The sequence below is a fragment of the Rhodococcus sp. 06-1460-1B genome (genome assembly GCF_002258475.1).
In the GTDB taxonomy this organism is placed as follows: Bacteria; Actinomycetota; Actinomycetes; order Mycobacteriales; family Mycobacteriaceae; genus Rhodococcoides; species Rhodococcoides fascians.
Window position 1 is genome coordinate 158,181 of sequence record NZ_NOYS01000022.1, and the last position, 16,943, is coordinate 175,123.

Sequence of the window (16,943 nt, forward strand, 5' to 3'; positions counted from 1 at the left end):
ATGATCACCATGACGACCCAACTTTCGCCCGTCGAGATCGGCCGACGGCAGAGTCGATTCACTCGTGACGAGGTGCCGCGACTGCTGGCGATGGCCGGCTTCATCGCCGCTCTGCATGTGATCGGTTGGGGCCTGTTCACCCACTACGACTCGATTCCCAGCATCCACGGCCTCACCGGAGCCGACGGCACTCTCGTCTACGCCGGAGCCGGCGTGCTGGCGTACACCCTCGGTCTCAGGCATGCGTTCGACGCCGATCACATCGCCGCCATCGACGACACCACCCGCTTTCTGCTGCAGAAGGGTAAGCGGCCGTTGGCCGTCGGGCTGTTCTTCTCGCTCGGGCATTCGACCGTCGTGTTCGTGTTCGTCGCTGCGATTGCCTTCGTCGCGTCGCAGGCGACGGCGTTTCAGGACGCGTTCGCCGGGGTCGGCGGCATCATCGGCACGTTGGTGTCGGGAACCTTCCTGTACCTCATCGCCGCGCTGAACATCGCGGTCCTCGCCGGCATCGTCGGAGTCTGGCGGCGCGCAAAACGAGGTGACGTCACCGAGGCCGGGCTCGACGAGCTGTTGGCCAAGCGTGGCTTGATGAATCGACTGTTCCGGGGCCGCTACGACAAGATGATCAACCACTCGTGGCAGATGTACCCGCTCGGCTTACTGTTCGGACTCGGTTTCGACACCGCTACTCAGGTCGGTCTACTCGCGATCGCCGGCACCACCGCTATCGCCGGCGGACTCCCACCGATGGCGATCATCGCGCTTCCGGTCCTGTTCGCCGCGGGCATGACCACGATGGACACGATCGACGGCATCTTCATGTCCAAGGCGTACGGCTGGGCGTTCGTAACTCCGGTCCGCAAGATCTACTACAACATGACGATGACGGGCCTGTCGGTCTTCGTTGCGTTGGTGATCGGGACGGTCCAGCTGCTGACGCTGCTTGCCGAGCAGTTCGAGCTGACCGGTGGCTTGTGGGACGCACTGGCCGTCATCGACCTCAACCTCGCCGGCCAACTCGTCGTCGGCACGTTTTTCGTTGTCTGGATCGGCGCGGTCGTGTATTACAAGGTGGCGCGCATCGACGAACGCGGTGGCGCACACTCGAACGCAACGGAGACCCAGTGATTGCTCGTCGTCGGATCGGTGCCCTTGCAGTAGTTACGGCGCTGGCGTCGAGCATGGCTTCTGGCCTGCTGACCGCCCCTGCCTCCGCAGCGCCGACGATCACCCAGAACATCGGCGATGTCGTCTCCAGTCGCGCTCTACCGCAAGAATTCTGGATCCCCGGCTCGTCCTCGGCCGAGGTGCTCACCTACGTCACCACCGACACGTTCGGCGAGAAGGCCCTGAGCACCGGCACCGTCTTCCTTCCGCAGGGCACTGCGCCCGAGGGCGGTTGGCCGGTGATCTCGTGGGCTCACGGCACCTCCGGGCTCGGTGACTCGTGCGCGCCCTCGGTCGCGGGACCGGCGCTGGCCGAACGAGATCTGCCGTACCTCGGTAACTGGCTCGCGCAGGGCTACGCCGTTGTGGCCAGTGACTATGCCGGCCTCGGCACCGAAGGATTGCAGGCATATCTGGACGGGCGGACCACGGCGCACAACGTGGTCGACATGGTGAAGGCAGGCCGCAACTACAGCGATCAACTCTCGCGCAAGTGGGTGACGGTCGGTCAGTCCCAGGGCGGCGGCGCAGCGATCTACACCGCGCGCTACGCAACCGAATTCGGTGGACCGGATCTGGACTATCGCGGCGCAGTGGGCACCGGAACTCCCGCGTACATCGAGAAGCTCGTCTCGATCGGCGGACCGGGTATGCCGCCGGTGGCGCTCCCGGCCGGTCTGACCGCGTATGTCGCGTACATCGCTGCGGCTCTTCGCTATTCGCACCCCGAGCTGGGCCTGGACGACATCCTCACTCCCGTAGGAAAGAAGTACGTGGATCTGGCCGAGACGGCCTGTGTCGCGGACCTCGAGGAGCAGCTCGAGGGCGTCAAGGTCGGTGACTTCTTCACTGCGCCGTTGACCGGCCTGCCGAATTTCACCGCAGTGCTCGACGACTACATGGCCATGCCCGAGGCCGGCTTCGACAAGCCGTTCTTGATGGGTCACGGCCTGCGGGACACCGACGTCCCGTTCCCGACCACCGCCGCCTACGTCGCCAGGCTCACCGCCAACGGTCAGCCGGTGACGTTCCGGCCCTACGACGCCGATCACAGCGGAGCGCTCGTCCAATCACAGGCCGACACTATTCCGTTCGTCGCAGGGCTGTTCCGCTAGGTCACCGGTTGCTTGCTGGGCAGTCCGTATGCCCGGGCGGTGAATTTTTCGAGCACGGTGCGCGGCAGCAGTCGCTGCGCCATGAACACCGCGGGAGCGTTGCTGCCGATGGCATAGAGGGGTCGAGTCTTCTTGTCCTCGACGGCTTTCAGGACTGTTTCGGCCACGGTGTCCGCGGAGATACCCTGTGCCTCTTTGGCGTCGAGGTGCGAGATCACTGTCGTGAAATCGCGGAGATACGGAGAATGCGGTCCGCAGTACTTCGGGCGGCGGGCGGAGAGTCCGGTGGCGATGGAGCCGGGTTCGACGGTGGTGATGTCCACCCCGTAGGGCGCGAGCTCGAAGCGGGCCGCCGTCGAGAAGCCCTTGATCGCTGCCTTGGTCGCGGCGTACGACGAGCGATAGGCCAACGGGAAGCTGGCCAGCATCGAGCCGATGTTGACGACCTTGCCCCGACGGCGTTCGCGCATCCCCGGCAGCACGGCTTGCATGAGCTCGACGGCACCGAACACGTTGAGCTGGAACAGCCGGGTGACCGCCTCGATCGGGAGTTCCTCGACGGGGCCGCACTGGCTTTCGCCCGCATTGTTGATCAGAACATCGATCTCCACGCCGGCAAGTCCGTCGACGAACGTCCGGATGGAGTCCGGGTCGGTCAGATCGAGATCTCGGTACTCGACCCCGGGGATGGGGTCGACCACGGTGGAACAACTGCGGCTCGTGCCGATGACGCGGTAGCCGCGAGCGAGCAGTAGTTCGGCGACGGCTTGGCCGATACCGGACGTGGCTCCGGTGACAAGTGCGGTGTTCATCTACGCCTCTTCGTTGCGGTGTTTCCGGTTCTCGGGGTGGCTACTGCCGCCGTGGGAGTGGTTCGATCGATTCTTCGCAACCTGGTGCTCGGAACTCGGGTGTGCAAGGCCGGCACCGACTTACCCGCCGCCATGACGGTTCGGTCCGGTCGTACGACAGCCGCTACCGCGTGACCGCGCCGCAACCACAGTCCGAGCTCGGAGGAGGCCGCGACCTCGACGACGACAGCGCCACGACGATCGACCTCGCGTCGCTGTTCGACGGTCAACGGGGTCGTCGAGACGAAGAGAAACTGTCCCGGCGCGATGCTGTCCAGTCGGGTGCCGTTGTCCAGGGAGCTGTTGGGGCACAGCGCGCCTACCACCGAACGGATCTGCGCTGCCGGACGCTGGACGAAATCGGAACGGGTGAGCGGAGGAGTGGCGCTGTCGGACACCTTCGCTCCGATGAGGGGCAGGTGGCCGAGAGCCGGTGCGAGCGTGGTGCGCAGAATTCCGGTCAGTCGGCTGCCACCGGTCATTGTCCAGCCCATGGCGACGGCCATCCGAATCATGGCCGTGGCATGAGTCTTTCGCTCGATTTCGTAACTGTCGAGTGCCGAATCGGAGACGTGCCCGTCGAGGGCCCCGACGATCTTCCAGACCAGGTTGCGCGCATCACGCAGACCCGCGCCCATTCCCTGTCCGATGAACGGTGGAGTCAAGTGCGCCGCGTCGCCGAGGACGAACACGCGTCGATCCCGCCATCGGCCGGCGACCTGCGCCCGAAATGTGTACTCGGCGCTCCGAATCAGCTCCATGGCGGGGTCGTCGACGTGCCGCAGCCACGGCGCAATGAGCGGCCGGACGGCGGCGAGATCCTCGAACTCGTCGAGGGTTTCGCCGTCGAGCATCCGAAATTCCCAGCGGTAGCGGGTGGAGCCGATCCGCATGTACGTGGCGGATCGTTCGGAGTCGCACACCTGGTGAACGCCGTCCCACTGATCGAGTTCGGCATCGGTGGCGATATCGATCACCAACCACCGTTGCGCGAACCCGAGGTCCTCCATCTTCGACCCGATGGACCGGCGCACGATGCTGTTGGCACCGTCGCAGCCCAGTACGTAATCCGCGGTCACCCAGTGTGGGGTTCCGTCCTCGGTGGATGTGTACGACACTCGGGCGGCATCTTTCAGGTTCTGCACGTCGGTGATCTCGCACCCGCCGCGCATCTCGATCGTGTCGTATCGGGCGACGTGCGTGCGCATGAGGCGCTCGAGGTCCGGTTGATCGAACATGTTCGCCTGGGGGTAGCCGTGCGGTCTGTCGTCGGGATCGCGCTCGAACTCGGCCAGGGTGCGCAGATCTTTGGTGCACAGTCGCAGCCCGCGGCCGGGACGTGAGATGCCCGCGAAATCCTCCGCGACACCGATGTCGTGCAGAATTCGGTACACCTCGTCGTCGAGATGTACTGCGCGCGGCTGCGGATAGACGTCGGCCCAGCGATCGAGCACCAGGCAGGGGATGCCGTACTGCGCCAACAGCAGAGCGGCCGTCATGCCCGTCGGGCCGGATCCGACGATGACCACCGGGTGGTGGGTGCCGTCGGATCCGCGTTCGATCATCGGTACGAGACCCGGGTGCGCTGCACTCCCAGGTCGAGGGATCCGTCGGGGGTGGAGCACGTCAGTTCGAGAACGTCGCCGTCCTGCAGGAAGTCGGGATTCTTGGCCTGCTTCTTGAAGAACACCTTCCACTTGAGCGCCGGCGGGATCAGAGATCCGATCATCTCGATCGGCTTGGCCGGAGCCTTCAGCGCAGTACCACCGGGAGTGCCGGTGAGCAGCAGATCTCCCGCGTCGAGCCGCTGGAACTTGCTCAGCGCCTTCAGGGATTCGACGGGACGGTAGATCATGTCGGCGACCGTACTGTCCTGTCGCACAGTCCCGTTGACGCGCAGTGTCAGAGTCAGCTCGCCGAACCGGTCGAATTCTCCGGCCTCGAGAAGGAGCAGTCGTGGGCCGACCGGCGTGAACGTGGGGTACGACTTACCCTCGTAGAACTGGGTTTTCGGTAATTGGACATCTCGCGCAGACACGTCGTTGGTGATGACGAGTCCGGCGACGTACTCGGCCACGTTGGTGGCGTCGATCTTTGTGCCGACGGTCAGCGTCTTGCCGAATACCAGGCCGATCTCGATTTCGTAGTCGAGGAGTTTCACGTGCGTCGGCTTGACGATGTCGTCGGTGGGGCCGCTGATCGAACCGGACGTCTTCCGAAAGAACGTCAGTGGCACCGTGTCGGGGTTCATGCCCGAGTCCTTGACGTGTGACACGAAATTGGTCATGTTCGCCACCACCCGGCACGGTGCGGTGACCGGGGAGAGGAGCGAAAGCGTCTCCACTGCAACCACATCGGTGCCGGTACGCGCTGCGTCCACAGCGGCGCGATCGGCGAGAAGCTCGGCGGTCGTGGTTGCCGACGTGTCGATGCGCGACGCCCCGGCCGGGGTCTCGATCCACCAGGCGTCGGCGGTGCGTAGTACAGCGATGCTCATGAGGAAGCCACTTTCATCAGGCCACGAAGGCGTTCGGTATCGAACTCGTTGTCGGTGCGTAGGGAGGACAGGATCGATTTGAGCTCGTGCAGAGAGGCTTTGCTCGGGGCGATACCGAGAAAGTCCTTCGATGCCGGTGGGCCCCACTGGGCGAGGCCGGATGCCGTCATCGGTGCCCAGCCCGGTTCGAGCGAGCTGTCGAACATGTCGCCGTCGCTGAAATGCTCCACCAGGAAACCGTCGGGATCGCGCCAGTAGTCGAAGATCTGACTGCCCTGGATGTGTCTGCCGATACCCCAGGAGTGCTTGTACCCACGCTCGGTGAGGAATTCGCCACCGGCGGCGATGGCGTCGATGTCGGTCACCTGGTATGCCGAGTGCACGTACCGATTCGACGGGCCGAGAGTCATCGCGAGCGTGTGGTGATCGGACGGGATGCTGCCCCGATCGCAGCGGATGAAGCTCATCACCGGTCCACGGTCGCGTTGGCCGTCATAGTAGAGGAAATCGCTGACGATCAAACCCAGGTGGTGCAGGTACCAGTTCAGGTTCTCCAGGTAGTCCACTCGCTGCAGCACCACGTGCCCGAGCCGTTGGACGCGCGCCGGCTGACGCGGTGGTCGCTGGGTGGCGTTGATCCGGTTGCGTGGGTCGCCGAAGTTGTAGGTGTGCGCGTCCTGGCCCGGGAGTTCAGGATGTTCGGTGTAGCCCGACACGATCTGCACAGGCTGTCCGCCCGGATCGGTCAGAGTGACGGCGATGCCGCCGAGTGTGTCGGGTAGCCGGTGCACCTGCTGCCCGGTGGCATCGGCGAGGCGGACGACGTCGGCGTCCTCGGCGGCAGCGAACGCCGCGCCGACGAACCGCGTTCGTTTGCCGCGTCGGATGATCACGCACGGCGACCCGACGTGCGTGCCGCGTAGGTGAATCTCCTCGGACGTGCGCAGTGAGACGGTGAAACCGAACGCCACCGCGAATGCCTCGGCCTTGGCCAGGTCGGGTTTGCGGAACTCGAGCCACGCGATGTCGCGCACCTTGATGATCGGGTCGGCGGCTTTTCCCGGGTGTTCGCCTGGTAGCGCGCCCTGATCCACATGCATGTTCTTGTGGCCGTCGACTTCGTGTCCCATCAGCCCTCCCTCGTTGGTGACACTATCGTCACCTATGACTAATCGGTCAGTCAAGAGTGTTGACAAATTCGTCAGCGGTGAGGAAGGGTCAAGGCGGCGACAAATGCACTCAGGAGTAGGGACCATGACCGAAACCCCGAATCGCCTCGAGCGACGCAAAGCGCGCACGCGCGGTGCCCTGATCTCTGCCGCGCAGAGCTTCATCGCCCGCGGCGAATTGCACGTGCCGATTGCCGAGATCACTCAGGCCGCAGACGTCGGCATGGGGTCGTTCTACAACCATTTCGAGAGCCGAGAGCAGCTGTTCCAGGCTGCGGTCGACGGTGCCCTCGAGCTGTTGGGCATCTACCTGGACTCGTTGAGCGACGACGAGGACGATCCCGCAGAAGCGTTCACCCGGTCGTTCCGCATCGCAGGCCGACTGTTCCGGCAACAACCGGATCTGAGCCGAGTGCTCATCCACTCCGGGCCCGAGTTGATCACCTCGAAGCACGGTCTCGGTCCGCGGGCCTCGCGCGACATCGAAGCCGGAGTACTGACCGGGCACTTCCGCGTGCAGGACACCCAGCTGGCTCTGGCCCTGGCAGCGGGGGCACTGCTGGGCATGGGGCAACTACTGCTCGAACAGCCGGAACGTAGCGACGTCGATGCCGTCGACAACATGGCGCACAGCGTGCTGCTCGCCCTCGGAATGTCCGACGCGGATGCGCGCGAGCTGTGTTCGCGAACCCTGCCTCCGCTGGACGCGGTTCCCAGCGTCGACGCGTAAGGGGCCCGTCCGGGTGTCAGTGCGCCCGGCTGTGTTCGAGGTCGCGAATGATATCGCCGACTGCGTTGTCACGCAGTAGCTTCCACTCCAGGATCGGGTTGAGGATCCCACGGAACCAGAAGTACGGTGCCCACACTGCAGGGGCGATCAGCCGTGCTCGACGCGTACGGACCGCGTCGACCAGGAGGTCCGCCGCCCGTGGGGACGGGAGTCGACGGCTCAACGGCCAGGGGAGAAAAGCACCGATCCGCTGGCCCATCGGATCGTTGTCGAGGGTGTGGCGCGCCAGATCGGTGTCGACCACCCCGAAGTACGCCAGACCGGCCGATGCACCGACCGCGGCGAGTTCGATGCGTAGCGCGCGGCCCAGCTGTTCCACGGCGGCCTTGCTGACCATGTAGGCAGACCCGCCCATGCCGGGAGTGAATGCAGCACAGGACGATACGAGCAGAATGTGTCCACCACTGGTCACGATCTCGTCCGCCGCGGCGCGGACGATGGTGAGCACACCGCCGAAGTTGACCGCCATGACGGAGTCGAACACCGCGCGGTCGACGGTCCTGATGGTGGCAGGCGGCGGTGTGATGCCGGCGTTGGCGATCACGATGTCGATCCCGCCGAAGGCGCGCACCGTCGCCTGCACGCACTCCGTCATCGCCTCCGGATCCGTGACGTCCCCGGTCAACAGCAACACCCGTGCAGCACCAGCCGCGTCGGTCGGGAAATCTCGATCCACCACTGCCACGGACGCACCGGCGGCCACCAGTTTTGCTACGGTCGCGGCACCGATGCCGCGTGCGCCGCCGGTCACCAGTGCGACCTTGCTGGTGAGGTCCATGTGGTTCTTCATGCGGACTCCTTGGTGACGGCGAGTGTGCCCGGCACATCGACAGTGGCACTGCGGCAGGAATAGTGGTCGAGTTCGATGGTCGACATACGACGGGTGAAGTTGCGTACCGAACCCGGCCAGTAGGTGACGTTGCGGCCCGATGGGCTCAGGTAGTAGCTGCTGCACCCACCCGAGTTCCACACCGAACCGGTCAACCGTTCGTCCGTGTAGTCCGCGAATTTTGTCTGTGCAGTGCGGGTGACGTCGATTGCGGCCAAGCTCTTGTCGTCCATCGCCCGCAGTGCTGCGAGAACGTAGTTCACCTGTGCTTCGATGGTGACGACCTGCGAGGTGTACACCACCGAGTTGGGGCCGAGGACCATGAAGAAGTTCGGAAAGCCGTGCACCGTCGTCCCTCGATACGACGACATCTCTCCGTCGGGCCAGGTCTGCGCCAACGACCGACCGCCTCGACCGACGATGCGCCGGAAGCCTGAATGCCCGGCGACGGTGAAACCTGTTCCGAGAACGATGGTGTCGACCTCGTGGACGGTTCCGTCGGTCGTGACGACGCCCTCGGGCACGACGCGGGAGATGGCGGTGGTCTCGACGGTGACGTTGTCGCGGCACAGGGTGGGGTAGAACTTGTTCGAGAACGTCGGCCGCTTGCAGCCGAATGTGTAGGTGGGAGTGAGCTTCTCGCGGAGTACGGGATCCTTTACCTGTCTGCGTAGGTGAGCCCGGCCCAGTGCGGTCAACGGCGTCAGCAGGGCGCGGTGCCGAATCAGGCCGGGCACCAGAGCTTCCTGGAACAGATCGAACGTACGACGCATGGCGCGCTGAGCCGCCGGAAACTTCCTGAGCGCGGATCTGCCGGACTCGGAGATGGGACGGTCCGGGTGGGGAAGGATCCACGTGGGCGTGCGTTGAAAGAGCGTCAGATGTGCGGCCGACGGAGCGAGTCGGGGTACGAACTGCACCGCCGATGCGCCGGTGCCGATGACGGCGAGACGCTTACCCTCGGCCGAATGTTCGTGGTTCCATCGGGCCGAGTGAAAGACGCTGCCTCCGAACGATTCCAGACCGTCGATACTGGGAGTGGCGGGTTCACTGAACGGGCCGAGGGCTCCGATCAGAATCCGAGAAGTCCATGTTCCGCCGCTCGTTCGCACGATCCAACGCGCCCGGTCGTCGTCCCACGTCGCGTCGAGCACCTCGTGTCCGAACCGGATTCGATCCCGGATACCGAACCGGTCGGTGCAGTCGTTGAGGTACTGCTCGATCTCGGGCTGCAGTGGATACAGGCGGGTCCAGTCCGGGTTGGGTGCGAACGAGAACGAATACAGCGCCGAGGGAATGTCGCACTGGGCGCCGGGATAGGTGTTCACGTGCCACGTCCCGCCGACCGCGCTGTCACGCTCGAAGATCAAGAAGTCGCCGCGGCCTTCCTGTTCGAGCCTGATTCCAGCTCCGAGCCCGCCGAAGCCGGCGCCGATGATGGCGACGTCGATGTGCGCCGCGGCAGAGTCGTTGTCGGTCATGGTGTGTGGCTCCTTCTACAGATCGAGAACGACGACGTCGCCGTCGACCGCGGCGCGTGACACGCACAGGGTGAGTGAGTTCTCGCGTTCGATGCTGCTCAGCACGCGATCGCGATGGTCGACGCGTCCGCCGGTGAGGCCGACGACGCAGGCACCGCAGAAACCTTGGCGGCACGAGAACGGCTGATCGGGACGGACTCGTCGGAGGGCGTCGAGGGCGGTCTCCTGTGCGCCGACTTCGACGGTGTCGCCGGACCGTGCGAGCTTCAGCACGAACGGACGGCCGTCGACCACGGGGGCGGGCGCGAACAGCTCGGTGTGGAACTCTCGAACGGCGGTACTTCGGGTGGCCTGCTCGCGCAGCCGGCGCGAGAGTGCCGCGGGGCCGCAGACGTACAGTGCGGAGGGTCCCGTCCCGAGATCGACGATGTCCGACGGACTCGGAAGTCCGTCCACGTCATCGGTTTTGATGATCACGTGACCGCGGGAGGTGAGCGCCGACTGCTGCAGTTCGGCGACGAACGGCAGGCTCGCGCGAGATCTCCCGTGGTAGTAGAGGGTCCACCGTGTGCCGTCGGCGACGGCGCGCTCGATCATGGACCGAATGGGGGTGATGCCGATGCCGGCCGCGACGAACAAGTAGTGCTCGGCGGCGGCCATGGGAAATGCGTTGCGGGGTCCACGGACTCGGAGGGTGTCTCCTGGAACGAGACCGTGTATCTCGGTGGAGGCCGTGCCGCCGGGGATCCTGCGGACACCGATGCGATATCGATCTCCTCCTGCCGGCCGACCTGCGAGCGAGTACTGCCGAACCGAGCCTGCCGGTGTGGTCACGTCGATGTGTGCACCGGGCAACCAGGTCGGCAATACGCTTCCGTCGCTGCGACGCAGTAGAAGTGAGCGCACGTCCTCGGCCTCGTCGACGGTCTCGTCGATGGTGGTCTCGAATTCGTAGCCGACGCATCGGCGCGGTCGCGCCGGGGAGAGGGCAGTCACGACGGACGAGTCGGTGACCAGTTTTGCGTATACCCGAGACGCCGCAGCGATGGCTCGGAGGCCACGGCCGGGGTCGGTCACCGTGATCTCACCCAGATGGCTGTGCCTCGAGGCTGTTTCGGTGGTCACTGCTGGGCCGCCAGTGCTGCAGGCGACGTCGCGAGATAGCGCACCGCCTTGTCGATGTCGCCCATCTTCGATGGGTGAAAACCCGGTCGGATGTACAGGGCGAGTTGGACGAACAGAAACGACAGGCCCGGTATCAGTTGCTTGCGGGATGCTCGTGCGAAGGCGAGAGGCCAGGGGGTGCGAAGTCGGCGCTTCCCGGTGCGCGGGGTGGCCACCGAGTTCTTGTACAGGTACGCGGCGGTGCTGAACCAGAGCACGGCCAACCCCGCGCTGGCTATCACCGCGGTGCGGGCGCGGCGAAACGCACCCCCGTCGACGTACTGGAATGCGTCGAAGGCAACGTTGCGGTGTTCGAGTTCCTCGGCCCCGTGCCAGCGAAGCAGGTCCAGCATCGTCGGATCGACACCGAGGCGATCGAATTCGGTGTTGTCCAACAGCCATTCGCCCACTACTGCGGTGAAATGTTCGGCTGCGGCGTAGATCCCGAGGCGCTCGTTCAGCCACGCTTTGCCTGCGCGGCCGGTGAGTCCGTGATCGCCGAACACGACCCCCACCGCGAATCGAATGCGCTGCAGGATCGGCTCGATGTCGACGCCGTGCGCGACGAGGTACGTACGAAAGCTCTCGTGGGAGGACGCGTGCGTGGCTTCTTGTCCGACGAATCCGACGACCTCCTCGTGCAGCCTGCGGTCGTCGATGTACGGAAGCGCGAGGGCGAACACGTCGGCCATCGCCCGTTCGCCCTCGGGCAGCACCAGGTGCATCACGTTCCAGAAGTGCGTGGCATACCACTCGTGCGGAATGTACTGCAGCGGAACGCCGGTCCAGTCGAACGTCACTGCGCGGGCCACGATCGCATAGGACTCGTCCAGGTGGCGCGCGTTCGGGTCGATCGCTCGGTCACGAGACATTCGAGCTCCATTCGTCGAAATGCTGATGAGGTGATGCTACATAGCAACAGATAGTGTTGCAATGTTGCATTCAATCATCGAGGGTGCCGTTAGGATCGGACGATGCATCCAGACGGTGACGACGGGCCGATCCTCGATGCCGCGTTGGAGTTGTTCGGCGAGGTCGGCATCCCCAGAACGACCATCGGGGACGTGGCCAAGCGCGCCAAGATCAACCGGGTGACGGTCTATCGCCGCATCGGATCCAAGGACGAGCTGGTGCGCGCGGTCATGGCACGTGAGTCGACGAGACTGTTCGTCGCGGTGGCGGCAGCGGCCGCCGAACAATCGTCTCGGGCGGATCGTGCCGCGCACGGATTCGCGACGACGATCGAGTCGGTGCGAACCAATCCCGTCCTGCTCAAGATGTTCGACTCCGAGAGTGCGCTGGTACTCGAACAGTTGACGACCAATGCGTCGACCCTGCTCGCGTCTGCAATAGACGCTGCTGCCCAGATCGCCCGGGGAGGGCTGGACTCGGACAGTTTCGCAGTACCCGACGCCCCGGAAATCGTGGTCCGCGTCGTGCATTCGATTCTGCTGACGCCGGCAGCGGGCGCTGCACTCGAGACGTACGACGATCTGCTGGCCTTCGCGCACCGCAGCATCGTGCCGTTGCTTGTCGGCGATGACCACCGCGGCTAGAAGTTAGGCTAGGCTGCCCGGGAGAGGCCGAAATCCGCTGGGGCGAGATCCTCGAGCGCGCTGGTTTGTAGCAACGCGGGCTGTGGTCAGGGTGCCCGATCGTACGAATCCAGAACCCGAAACAGGGCATCTCGCAACGCAGTTCGATTGCCACCCGGTGTCGGCCTTGCGATCTCGTGCAGGGTGTAGCCGTCGATCAAAGCCAGGAAATGCCGAGCCGGTAGATGTGGTTCCGGGATGCCGAATGCTCCGAGCGCCGCCTCGGCCGCTTCCTCGATCATCCGCATGATTCGGTGTACCGAATCCGTCAGCTCGGGTCGTCTGCGTACGGCGAGGTATGCCTCGAACTGGACGAGGGAGTCGTCGTCCTCGGGGGAGGACAGCATCGAGACGAGGTCCATGATCGCGTCGGCGAGATCGTCGCGAGTGAGCCCGCCGGTGTGCGCGACGTCGAGTAGAGCCGTCACTTTCGCTGTCACGTTCTCGGCGATTCGAGTGATCGCGGCATCGATGAGTTCGCCGACCGAGCCGAAGAAATAGCTGGTGGTCGACGGAGGAAAGCCGGCGGCGTCGGCCACGGACCGAAACGAGACACGTTCGAGTCCACGCGTTCCGATCACGCCGATGGCAGCGTCGACCAGCGCGTCGCGGCGCTCCTGGCCTCGTGCGTATCGAGTCTTTCGGCGCTCTTCGGTCATCGCTACAACGTAGCCGGGGCACCGTCGTATGCCCCCATTGCAGTGCTTTCCAGCAGGCACTTTCGACCAATTCTGGCCTAGTGGCCAATATTGAGCTACTGTCGCCGCTACATCGAACAGCCCTGAAAAGGAGCACCCATGACCGACATTCCGGAAGCCTCGCCTGTGGACGTAGTGGTCGTCGGCGCAGGACTCGCGGGTCTGACCGCCGCCAGGGAACTGACGGCCGCGGGGTTGATTGTCCAGGTCCTCGAGGCCAGAGACCGGGTGGGCGGGCGGACGGTCAACCATGCGATCGGCAGAGGCGCTGTGGTCGAGACCGGTGGACAGTTCGTCGGTCCGACGCAGGACCACATCCTCCGACTGGCCGCATCGTTGGGCGTCGGAACGTTCCCCGCGTACGACATCGGATCGAGCACGTACGTCAAGAACGGACGCGCCCGACGCTTCGACGGCGGGGTCCCGCCGGACCTGGCGGCACTTCCGGACGTCGGGATGCTGGTGGCGCGAATCGACCGGGCCGCCGGGCAGATTCCCGTGGGCAGACCGTGGGCGGCACCGCGTGCGACCGAGTGGGACACCCAGACTCTCGCCACCTGGGCCCGGAGGCACGCGGCCACCGACGGTGGGGTGGAGCTACTCGACATCCTGCTCGGTTCGGTGTTCGGTGGCACATCCGCCGACGTGTCGGCGCTCTTCGGCCTGGCGTACATCGCCGGGGCGGGCAACGAGTACACCCCCGGCACCGTCGACCGGTTGATGAGTGTCGCTGGGGGAGCGCAGCAGTGGCGATTTCTCGGTGGCTCGCAGGCGATCTGCATCGAAATGGCGTCGCGACTCGGTGATTCGGTCCGCCTCGATACTCCCGTGCGCCGCGTGGAGCAGTATCCGGATCGCGTGGTGGTGAACAGTGATACCGAATCGTGGGTGGCCCGATCGGTCGTTGTTGCGATTCCGCCCGCTATGGCCGCCCGAATCGACTGGAGCCCAGCGCTGCCCGCGCCTCAAGACGCACTGTTCCAGCGGATGAACTTCGGCGGATTGGCCAAGTGTGAGGCCGTGTATCCCGAACCGTTCTGGCGCGCGAGCGGGCTCTCCGGCCAGGCGCTCTTTCGCGACAGCGACGTACCGGTGTCCTCGATGTTCGACAACTCGCCTCCCGACGGAAGCCACGGAGTGCTGATGGGATTCGTCGGCACCTGGGGCGCACGCTGTCGAGGAGGTCGAAACTGGTCCGAGGGCAACGAATCCGAGCGACGTGGTGAGGTTCTTCGGGCATTCGCCTCCGCGGTGGGGCCGCGCGCACTGGAGCCGACCGAATGGATAGAACTGGACTGGACCCGCGAGCAATGGACCCGTGGTGGTCCCACCTCGGTGTTGACGCCCGGCGTCTTGACCGGACTTGGCCGGTGGCGCGACACCGCGTTCGGTCGGGTGCGGTGGGCCGGTGCCGAACACTCCGACTATTGGAACGGATACATGGACGGTGCCGTGCGATCGGGGGAAAAGGCCGCAGCAGAAATACTTTCGACCGAAGGAGAACTCTCGTGGAACAACGCTTCGTAGTCTCGGCCCATCGCACCCTGTCGGTGAGCCCGGAGGAAGTGTGGGCACTGACCAGTGACACCAGACGCTACGCGGAATGGGTCACCGACGTTCGGGCCGTCACCACGCATCACGGCACCGCGCGCACCGGCGGTGTCTACACCGAGGAGGTGGCGACGCTCAGTAGCTTCACCAGTCACGCCACATGGACGGTTCGGCACCTGGAACCGAACCGACTGCGGATCGATTCGGGAGAAGTATTCGCGCCGCTGACCAACGTGGCCAACGTATTTCGCTTCGCACCGCTCAGTGACGCAACCTCCACCGCAATGACCTTCGAGTTCTGGTTCGATGTGGCTCCGGGCTGGCTGGGACGTATTGTGCGGCCGATCGCGACCGCCGGGATGTCCGCACGATTCGACGTGTCGATGTGCAACCTCGAGGCGCTGATCCTCTCCGAGCGAACCGCGTCGATCCGATGAGAGAACCGGCGGAAGTCCTCACTCTCGGGGTGCACGTACTCGACACTCTGGTTCGTCCGGTGACCGAGATACCCGACGGTCAGCAGGCCGTACTGGCGGAGCAGATCGCGCTATCGGCCGCGGGCACCGCCGCGGGAACGGCGCTGGTGCTGTCCCGACTGGGTGCCGCGGTACACACCGCAGGAGTCGTCGGTAATGATTCGGCAGGCGCGTTTCTCCTGCAGCTTCTCGCCGACGACGGGGTGGACGTCTCCCTCGTTCATCGCATGGACGGGGTGCAGACCTCGGCGTCGGTGTTGCCGATCAGGCCGGACGGATCCCGGCCGGCTCTGCACGTGATCGGCGCCAACGGCTATCTGGCTCGACATGTTCCGTGGAACATGTTTCACAACGTCGACTTCCTTCACCTTGGCGGACCCGAGTTCTTCGGACCGGACACCGCGTGCGACATCGCACGCCGCGCCCGCGAGGACGGGGCCGTCGTCACTGTCGACAGCCTGGCACCGTCCGTTCCGGAAGGACTCGGTGCTTTCGCCGCCGCGCTGCCCCACGTGGACTATCTGCTGCCCAACGACGAGCAGGTCCTCGGCTGGACCGGCTGCGCCTCTGTCGAGGACGGGTGTCGTCGACTGCTCGAGCTCGGAGCGTCCTGCGTGGTGGCCACCGCGGGGGCGTCGCCCACTCTCGTCGTCACGGCCGACGGGGCCGTCGAGGTCCCCGCATACTCCGTGGACGTGGTGGACACCAGCGGATGTGGAGATGCGTTCTCGGCCGGGTTCGTTCGTGGCCTGTCCCTGAATCTGAACATCGTCGAGTCGGCCGAACTGGGCAATGCGACCGCCGCGCAGGTGGCGCAGGGCCTCGGTACCGACTTCGGCACCTACGACCTCGACTTCGTCCGAAAGTTCGCACGTACCTGCAGGACCATCTGATGCCGGCCGACGTGGACGAGCTACGGCAGTCCGTCGCCGAGACCGCCCGGCAACTGGGCCGACGGGGCCTGGTTCTCGGCACCGCAGGCAATGTCAGCGCACGCGCGGGTGATGTGGTGGCGGTGACGGCGACCGGACTGGTGTTGGCGAACGCCACGCTCGAGGACGTCACGCTCGTCGGTATGGACGCAGTCGTACGTGCAGGTGCGTGCGAGCCGACCTCGGAACTCGGCCTGCACCTCGGCATCTACGCGTCGTCCGAGGTGCAGGCGGTGGTGCATGCGCATTCTTCTGCAGCCGTTGCTCTTTCGCTCGTCGCGGACGCACTGCCGCCCGTGCACTACGCGCAGCTGGCCCTCGGCGGCAGGGTCCCGGTGGTGCCGTTCGCGCCGTTCGGTACGGCCGAGCTCGCCGACGCGGTGGTGGCGGCGATGCGTTCGAGGTCGGCGGTGATCATGGCCCATCACGGATCGGTGGCCACCGGTCACGATCTCGGGGCCGCGCTGTCGAACATCGAACTGCTCGAATGGCTCTGCGGGGTCTACCTTTCCGCCGCGTCGGTGTCGAACCCGCGCACCCTCGACGACGCGCAGCTGGCGGCGACCCTCGACGAGGTGGTGCGCCGTGCATACGGAACAGCCGCACCCGTACGAAGAGACTGATC

The 16,943-nt window shown here is 65.2% G+C and carries 17 protein-coding genes; 8 read left to right on the forward strand and 9 right to left on the reverse strand.

From position 1 onward, the window contains the following. Positions 1–9: 9 nt before the first annotated feature. The gene (locus tag CH268_RS12160) at positions 10–1,131 is read left to right on the forward strand and encodes a HoxN/HupN/NixA family nickel/cobalt transporter (RefSeq protein ID WP_051365299.1); all 1,122 of its coding nucleotides are present in this window, start codon (positions 10–12) and stop codon (positions 1,129–1,131) included. Positions 1,132–1,184: 53 nt separating this feature from the next. Continuing rightward, on the forward strand, positions 1,185–2,285 hold the full coding sequence (locus CH268_RS12165; RefSeq protein ID WP_141215140.1) for an alpha/beta hydrolase family protein: 1,101 nt from the start codon (positions 1,185–1,187) through the stop codon (positions 2,283–2,285). Here CH268_RS12165 and CH268_RS12170 read toward each other — a convergent pair. From CH268_RS12170 to CH268_RS12185, 4 genes are read right to left on the reverse strand one after another with little or no spacing between them, the layout of a single operon-like run. Beyond that, positions 2,282–3,097 carry an SDR family oxidoreductase gene (locus CH268_RS12170; protein WP_094664259.1) on the reverse strand — a complete coding sequence of 272 codons (816 nt, stop codon included), beginning with the start codon at positions 3,095–3,097 and terminating at the stop codon, positions 2,282–2,284. The genes CH268_RS12165 and CH268_RS12170 overlap by 4 nt on opposite strands. Beyond that, positions 3,094–4,701 (reverse strand): bifunctional 3-(3-hydroxy-phenyl)propionate/3-hydroxycinnamic acid hydroxylase MhpA, encoded by a 1,608-nt coding sequence (gene mhpA, locus CH268_RS12175; protein ID WP_094664261.1) that lies wholly within the window; start codon positions 4,699–4,701, stop codon positions 3,094–3,096. The genes CH268_RS12170 and mhpA overlap by 4 nt, the downstream gene beginning before the upstream one ends. Beyond that, the gene (locus tag CH268_RS12180) at positions 4,698–5,633 is read right to left on the reverse strand and encodes a fumarylacetoacetate hydrolase family protein (protein WP_176457928.1); all 936 of its coding nucleotides are present in this window, start codon (positions 5,631–5,633) and stop codon (positions 4,698–4,700) included. Before CH268_RS12180 ends, mhpA begins: the two co-directional genes overlap by 4 nt. After that, positions 5,630–6,763, reverse strand: coding sequence for a VOC family protein (locus tag CH268_RS12185; RefSeq protein WP_094664263.1), 1,134 nt, complete (start codon positions 6,761–6,763; stop codon positions 5,630–5,632). The genes CH268_RS12180 and CH268_RS12185 overlap by 4 nt, the downstream gene beginning before the upstream one ends. A 124-nt stretch (positions 6,764–6,887) precedes the next feature. Here CH268_RS12185 and CH268_RS12190 point away from each other — a divergent pair, with 124 nt between their 5' ends. Beyond that, on the forward strand, positions 6,888–7,532 hold the full coding sequence (locus tag CH268_RS12190; protein WP_027494706.1) for a TetR/AcrR family transcriptional regulator: 645 nt from the start codon (positions 6,888–6,890) through the stop codon (positions 7,530–7,532). A gap of 16 nt (positions 7,533–7,548) precedes the next feature. On the opposite strand, the gene CH268_RS12195 is transcribed toward CH268_RS12190, so the two are convergent. Genes CH268_RS12195 through CH268_RS12210 form a run of 4 tightly spaced genes read right to left on the reverse strand, consistent with a single transcriptional unit; the run spans position 7,549 to position 11,938 of the window. Further along, a complete protein-coding gene (locus CH268_RS12195; RefSeq protein ID WP_094664265.1) occupies positions 7,549–8,382 on the reverse strand; it encodes an SDR family NAD(P)-dependent oxidoreductase in 834 nt (277 codons plus the stop codon). Next, on the reverse strand, positions 8,379–9,902 hold the full coding sequence (locus CH268_RS12200) for a flavin-containing monooxygenase (protein WP_094664267.1): 1,524 nt from the start codon (positions 9,900–9,902) through the stop codon (positions 8,379–8,381). Before CH268_RS12200 ends, CH268_RS12195 begins: the two co-directional genes overlap by 4 nt. A gap of 15 nt (positions 9,903–9,917) precedes the next feature. Then, entirely contained in the window at positions 9,918–11,027 is a 1,110-nt protein-coding gene (locus CH268_RS12205) for a PDR/VanB family oxidoreductase (protein WP_255182369.1), read from the reverse strand. Continuing rightward, complete coding sequence (locus CH268_RS12210; protein ID WP_027494703.1) at positions 11,024–11,938, reverse strand: metal-dependent hydrolase; 915 nt, start codon at positions 11,936–11,938, stop codon at positions 11,024–11,026. Before CH268_RS12210 ends, CH268_RS12205 begins: the two co-directional genes overlap by 4 nt. Before the next feature lie 102 nt (positions 11,939–12,040). On the opposite strand from CH268_RS12210, the gene CH268_RS12215 reads away from it, so the two are divergent. Next, positions 12,041–12,622 (forward strand): TetR/AcrR family transcriptional regulator, encoded by a 582-nt coding sequence (locus tag CH268_RS12215; protein WP_032368713.1) that lies wholly within the window; start codon positions 12,041–12,043, stop codon positions 12,620–12,622. Positions 12,623–12,708: 86 nt separating this feature from the next. On the opposite strand, the gene CH268_RS12220 is transcribed toward CH268_RS12215, so the two are convergent. Then, positions 12,709–13,320 carry a TetR/AcrR family transcriptional regulator gene (locus CH268_RS12220; RefSeq protein ID WP_052066138.1) on the reverse strand — a complete coding sequence of 204 codons (612 nt, stop codon included), beginning with the start codon at positions 13,318–13,320 and terminating at the stop codon, positions 12,709–12,711. 138 nt (positions 13,321–13,458) lie between these two features. Here CH268_RS12220 and CH268_RS12225 point away from each other — a divergent pair, with 138 nt between their 5' ends. The 4 genes from CH268_RS12225 to CH268_RS12240 are packed head-to-tail and all read left to right on the forward strand — an operon-like array spanning position 13,459 to position 16,941. Beyond that, the gene (locus CH268_RS12225) at positions 13,459–14,886 is read left to right on the forward strand and encodes a flavin monoamine oxidase family protein (RefSeq protein WP_094664269.1); all 1,428 of its coding nucleotides are present in this window, start codon (positions 13,459–13,461) and stop codon (positions 14,884–14,886) included. Next, positions 14,868–15,347, forward strand: a complete 480-nt coding sequence (locus CH268_RS12230) for an SRPBCC family protein (protein WP_094664271.1) — start codon at positions 14,868–14,870, stop codon at positions 15,345–15,347. Before CH268_RS12225 ends, CH268_RS12230 begins: the two co-directional genes overlap by 19 nt. Further along, entirely contained in the window at positions 15,344–16,279 is a 936-nt protein-coding gene (locus CH268_RS12235; RefSeq protein WP_094664273.1) for a carbohydrate kinase family protein, read from the forward strand. The genes CH268_RS12230 and CH268_RS12235 overlap by 4 nt, the downstream gene beginning before the upstream one ends. Then, positions 16,279–16,941: a class II aldolase/adducin family protein gene (locus CH268_RS12240; protein WP_032388058.1), complete on the forward strand. Its 663-nt coding sequence runs from the start codon at positions 16,279–16,281 to the stop codon at positions 16,939–16,941. Before CH268_RS12235 ends, CH268_RS12240 begins: the two co-directional genes overlap by 1 nt. Positions 16,942–16,943: the final 2 nt, after the last annotated feature.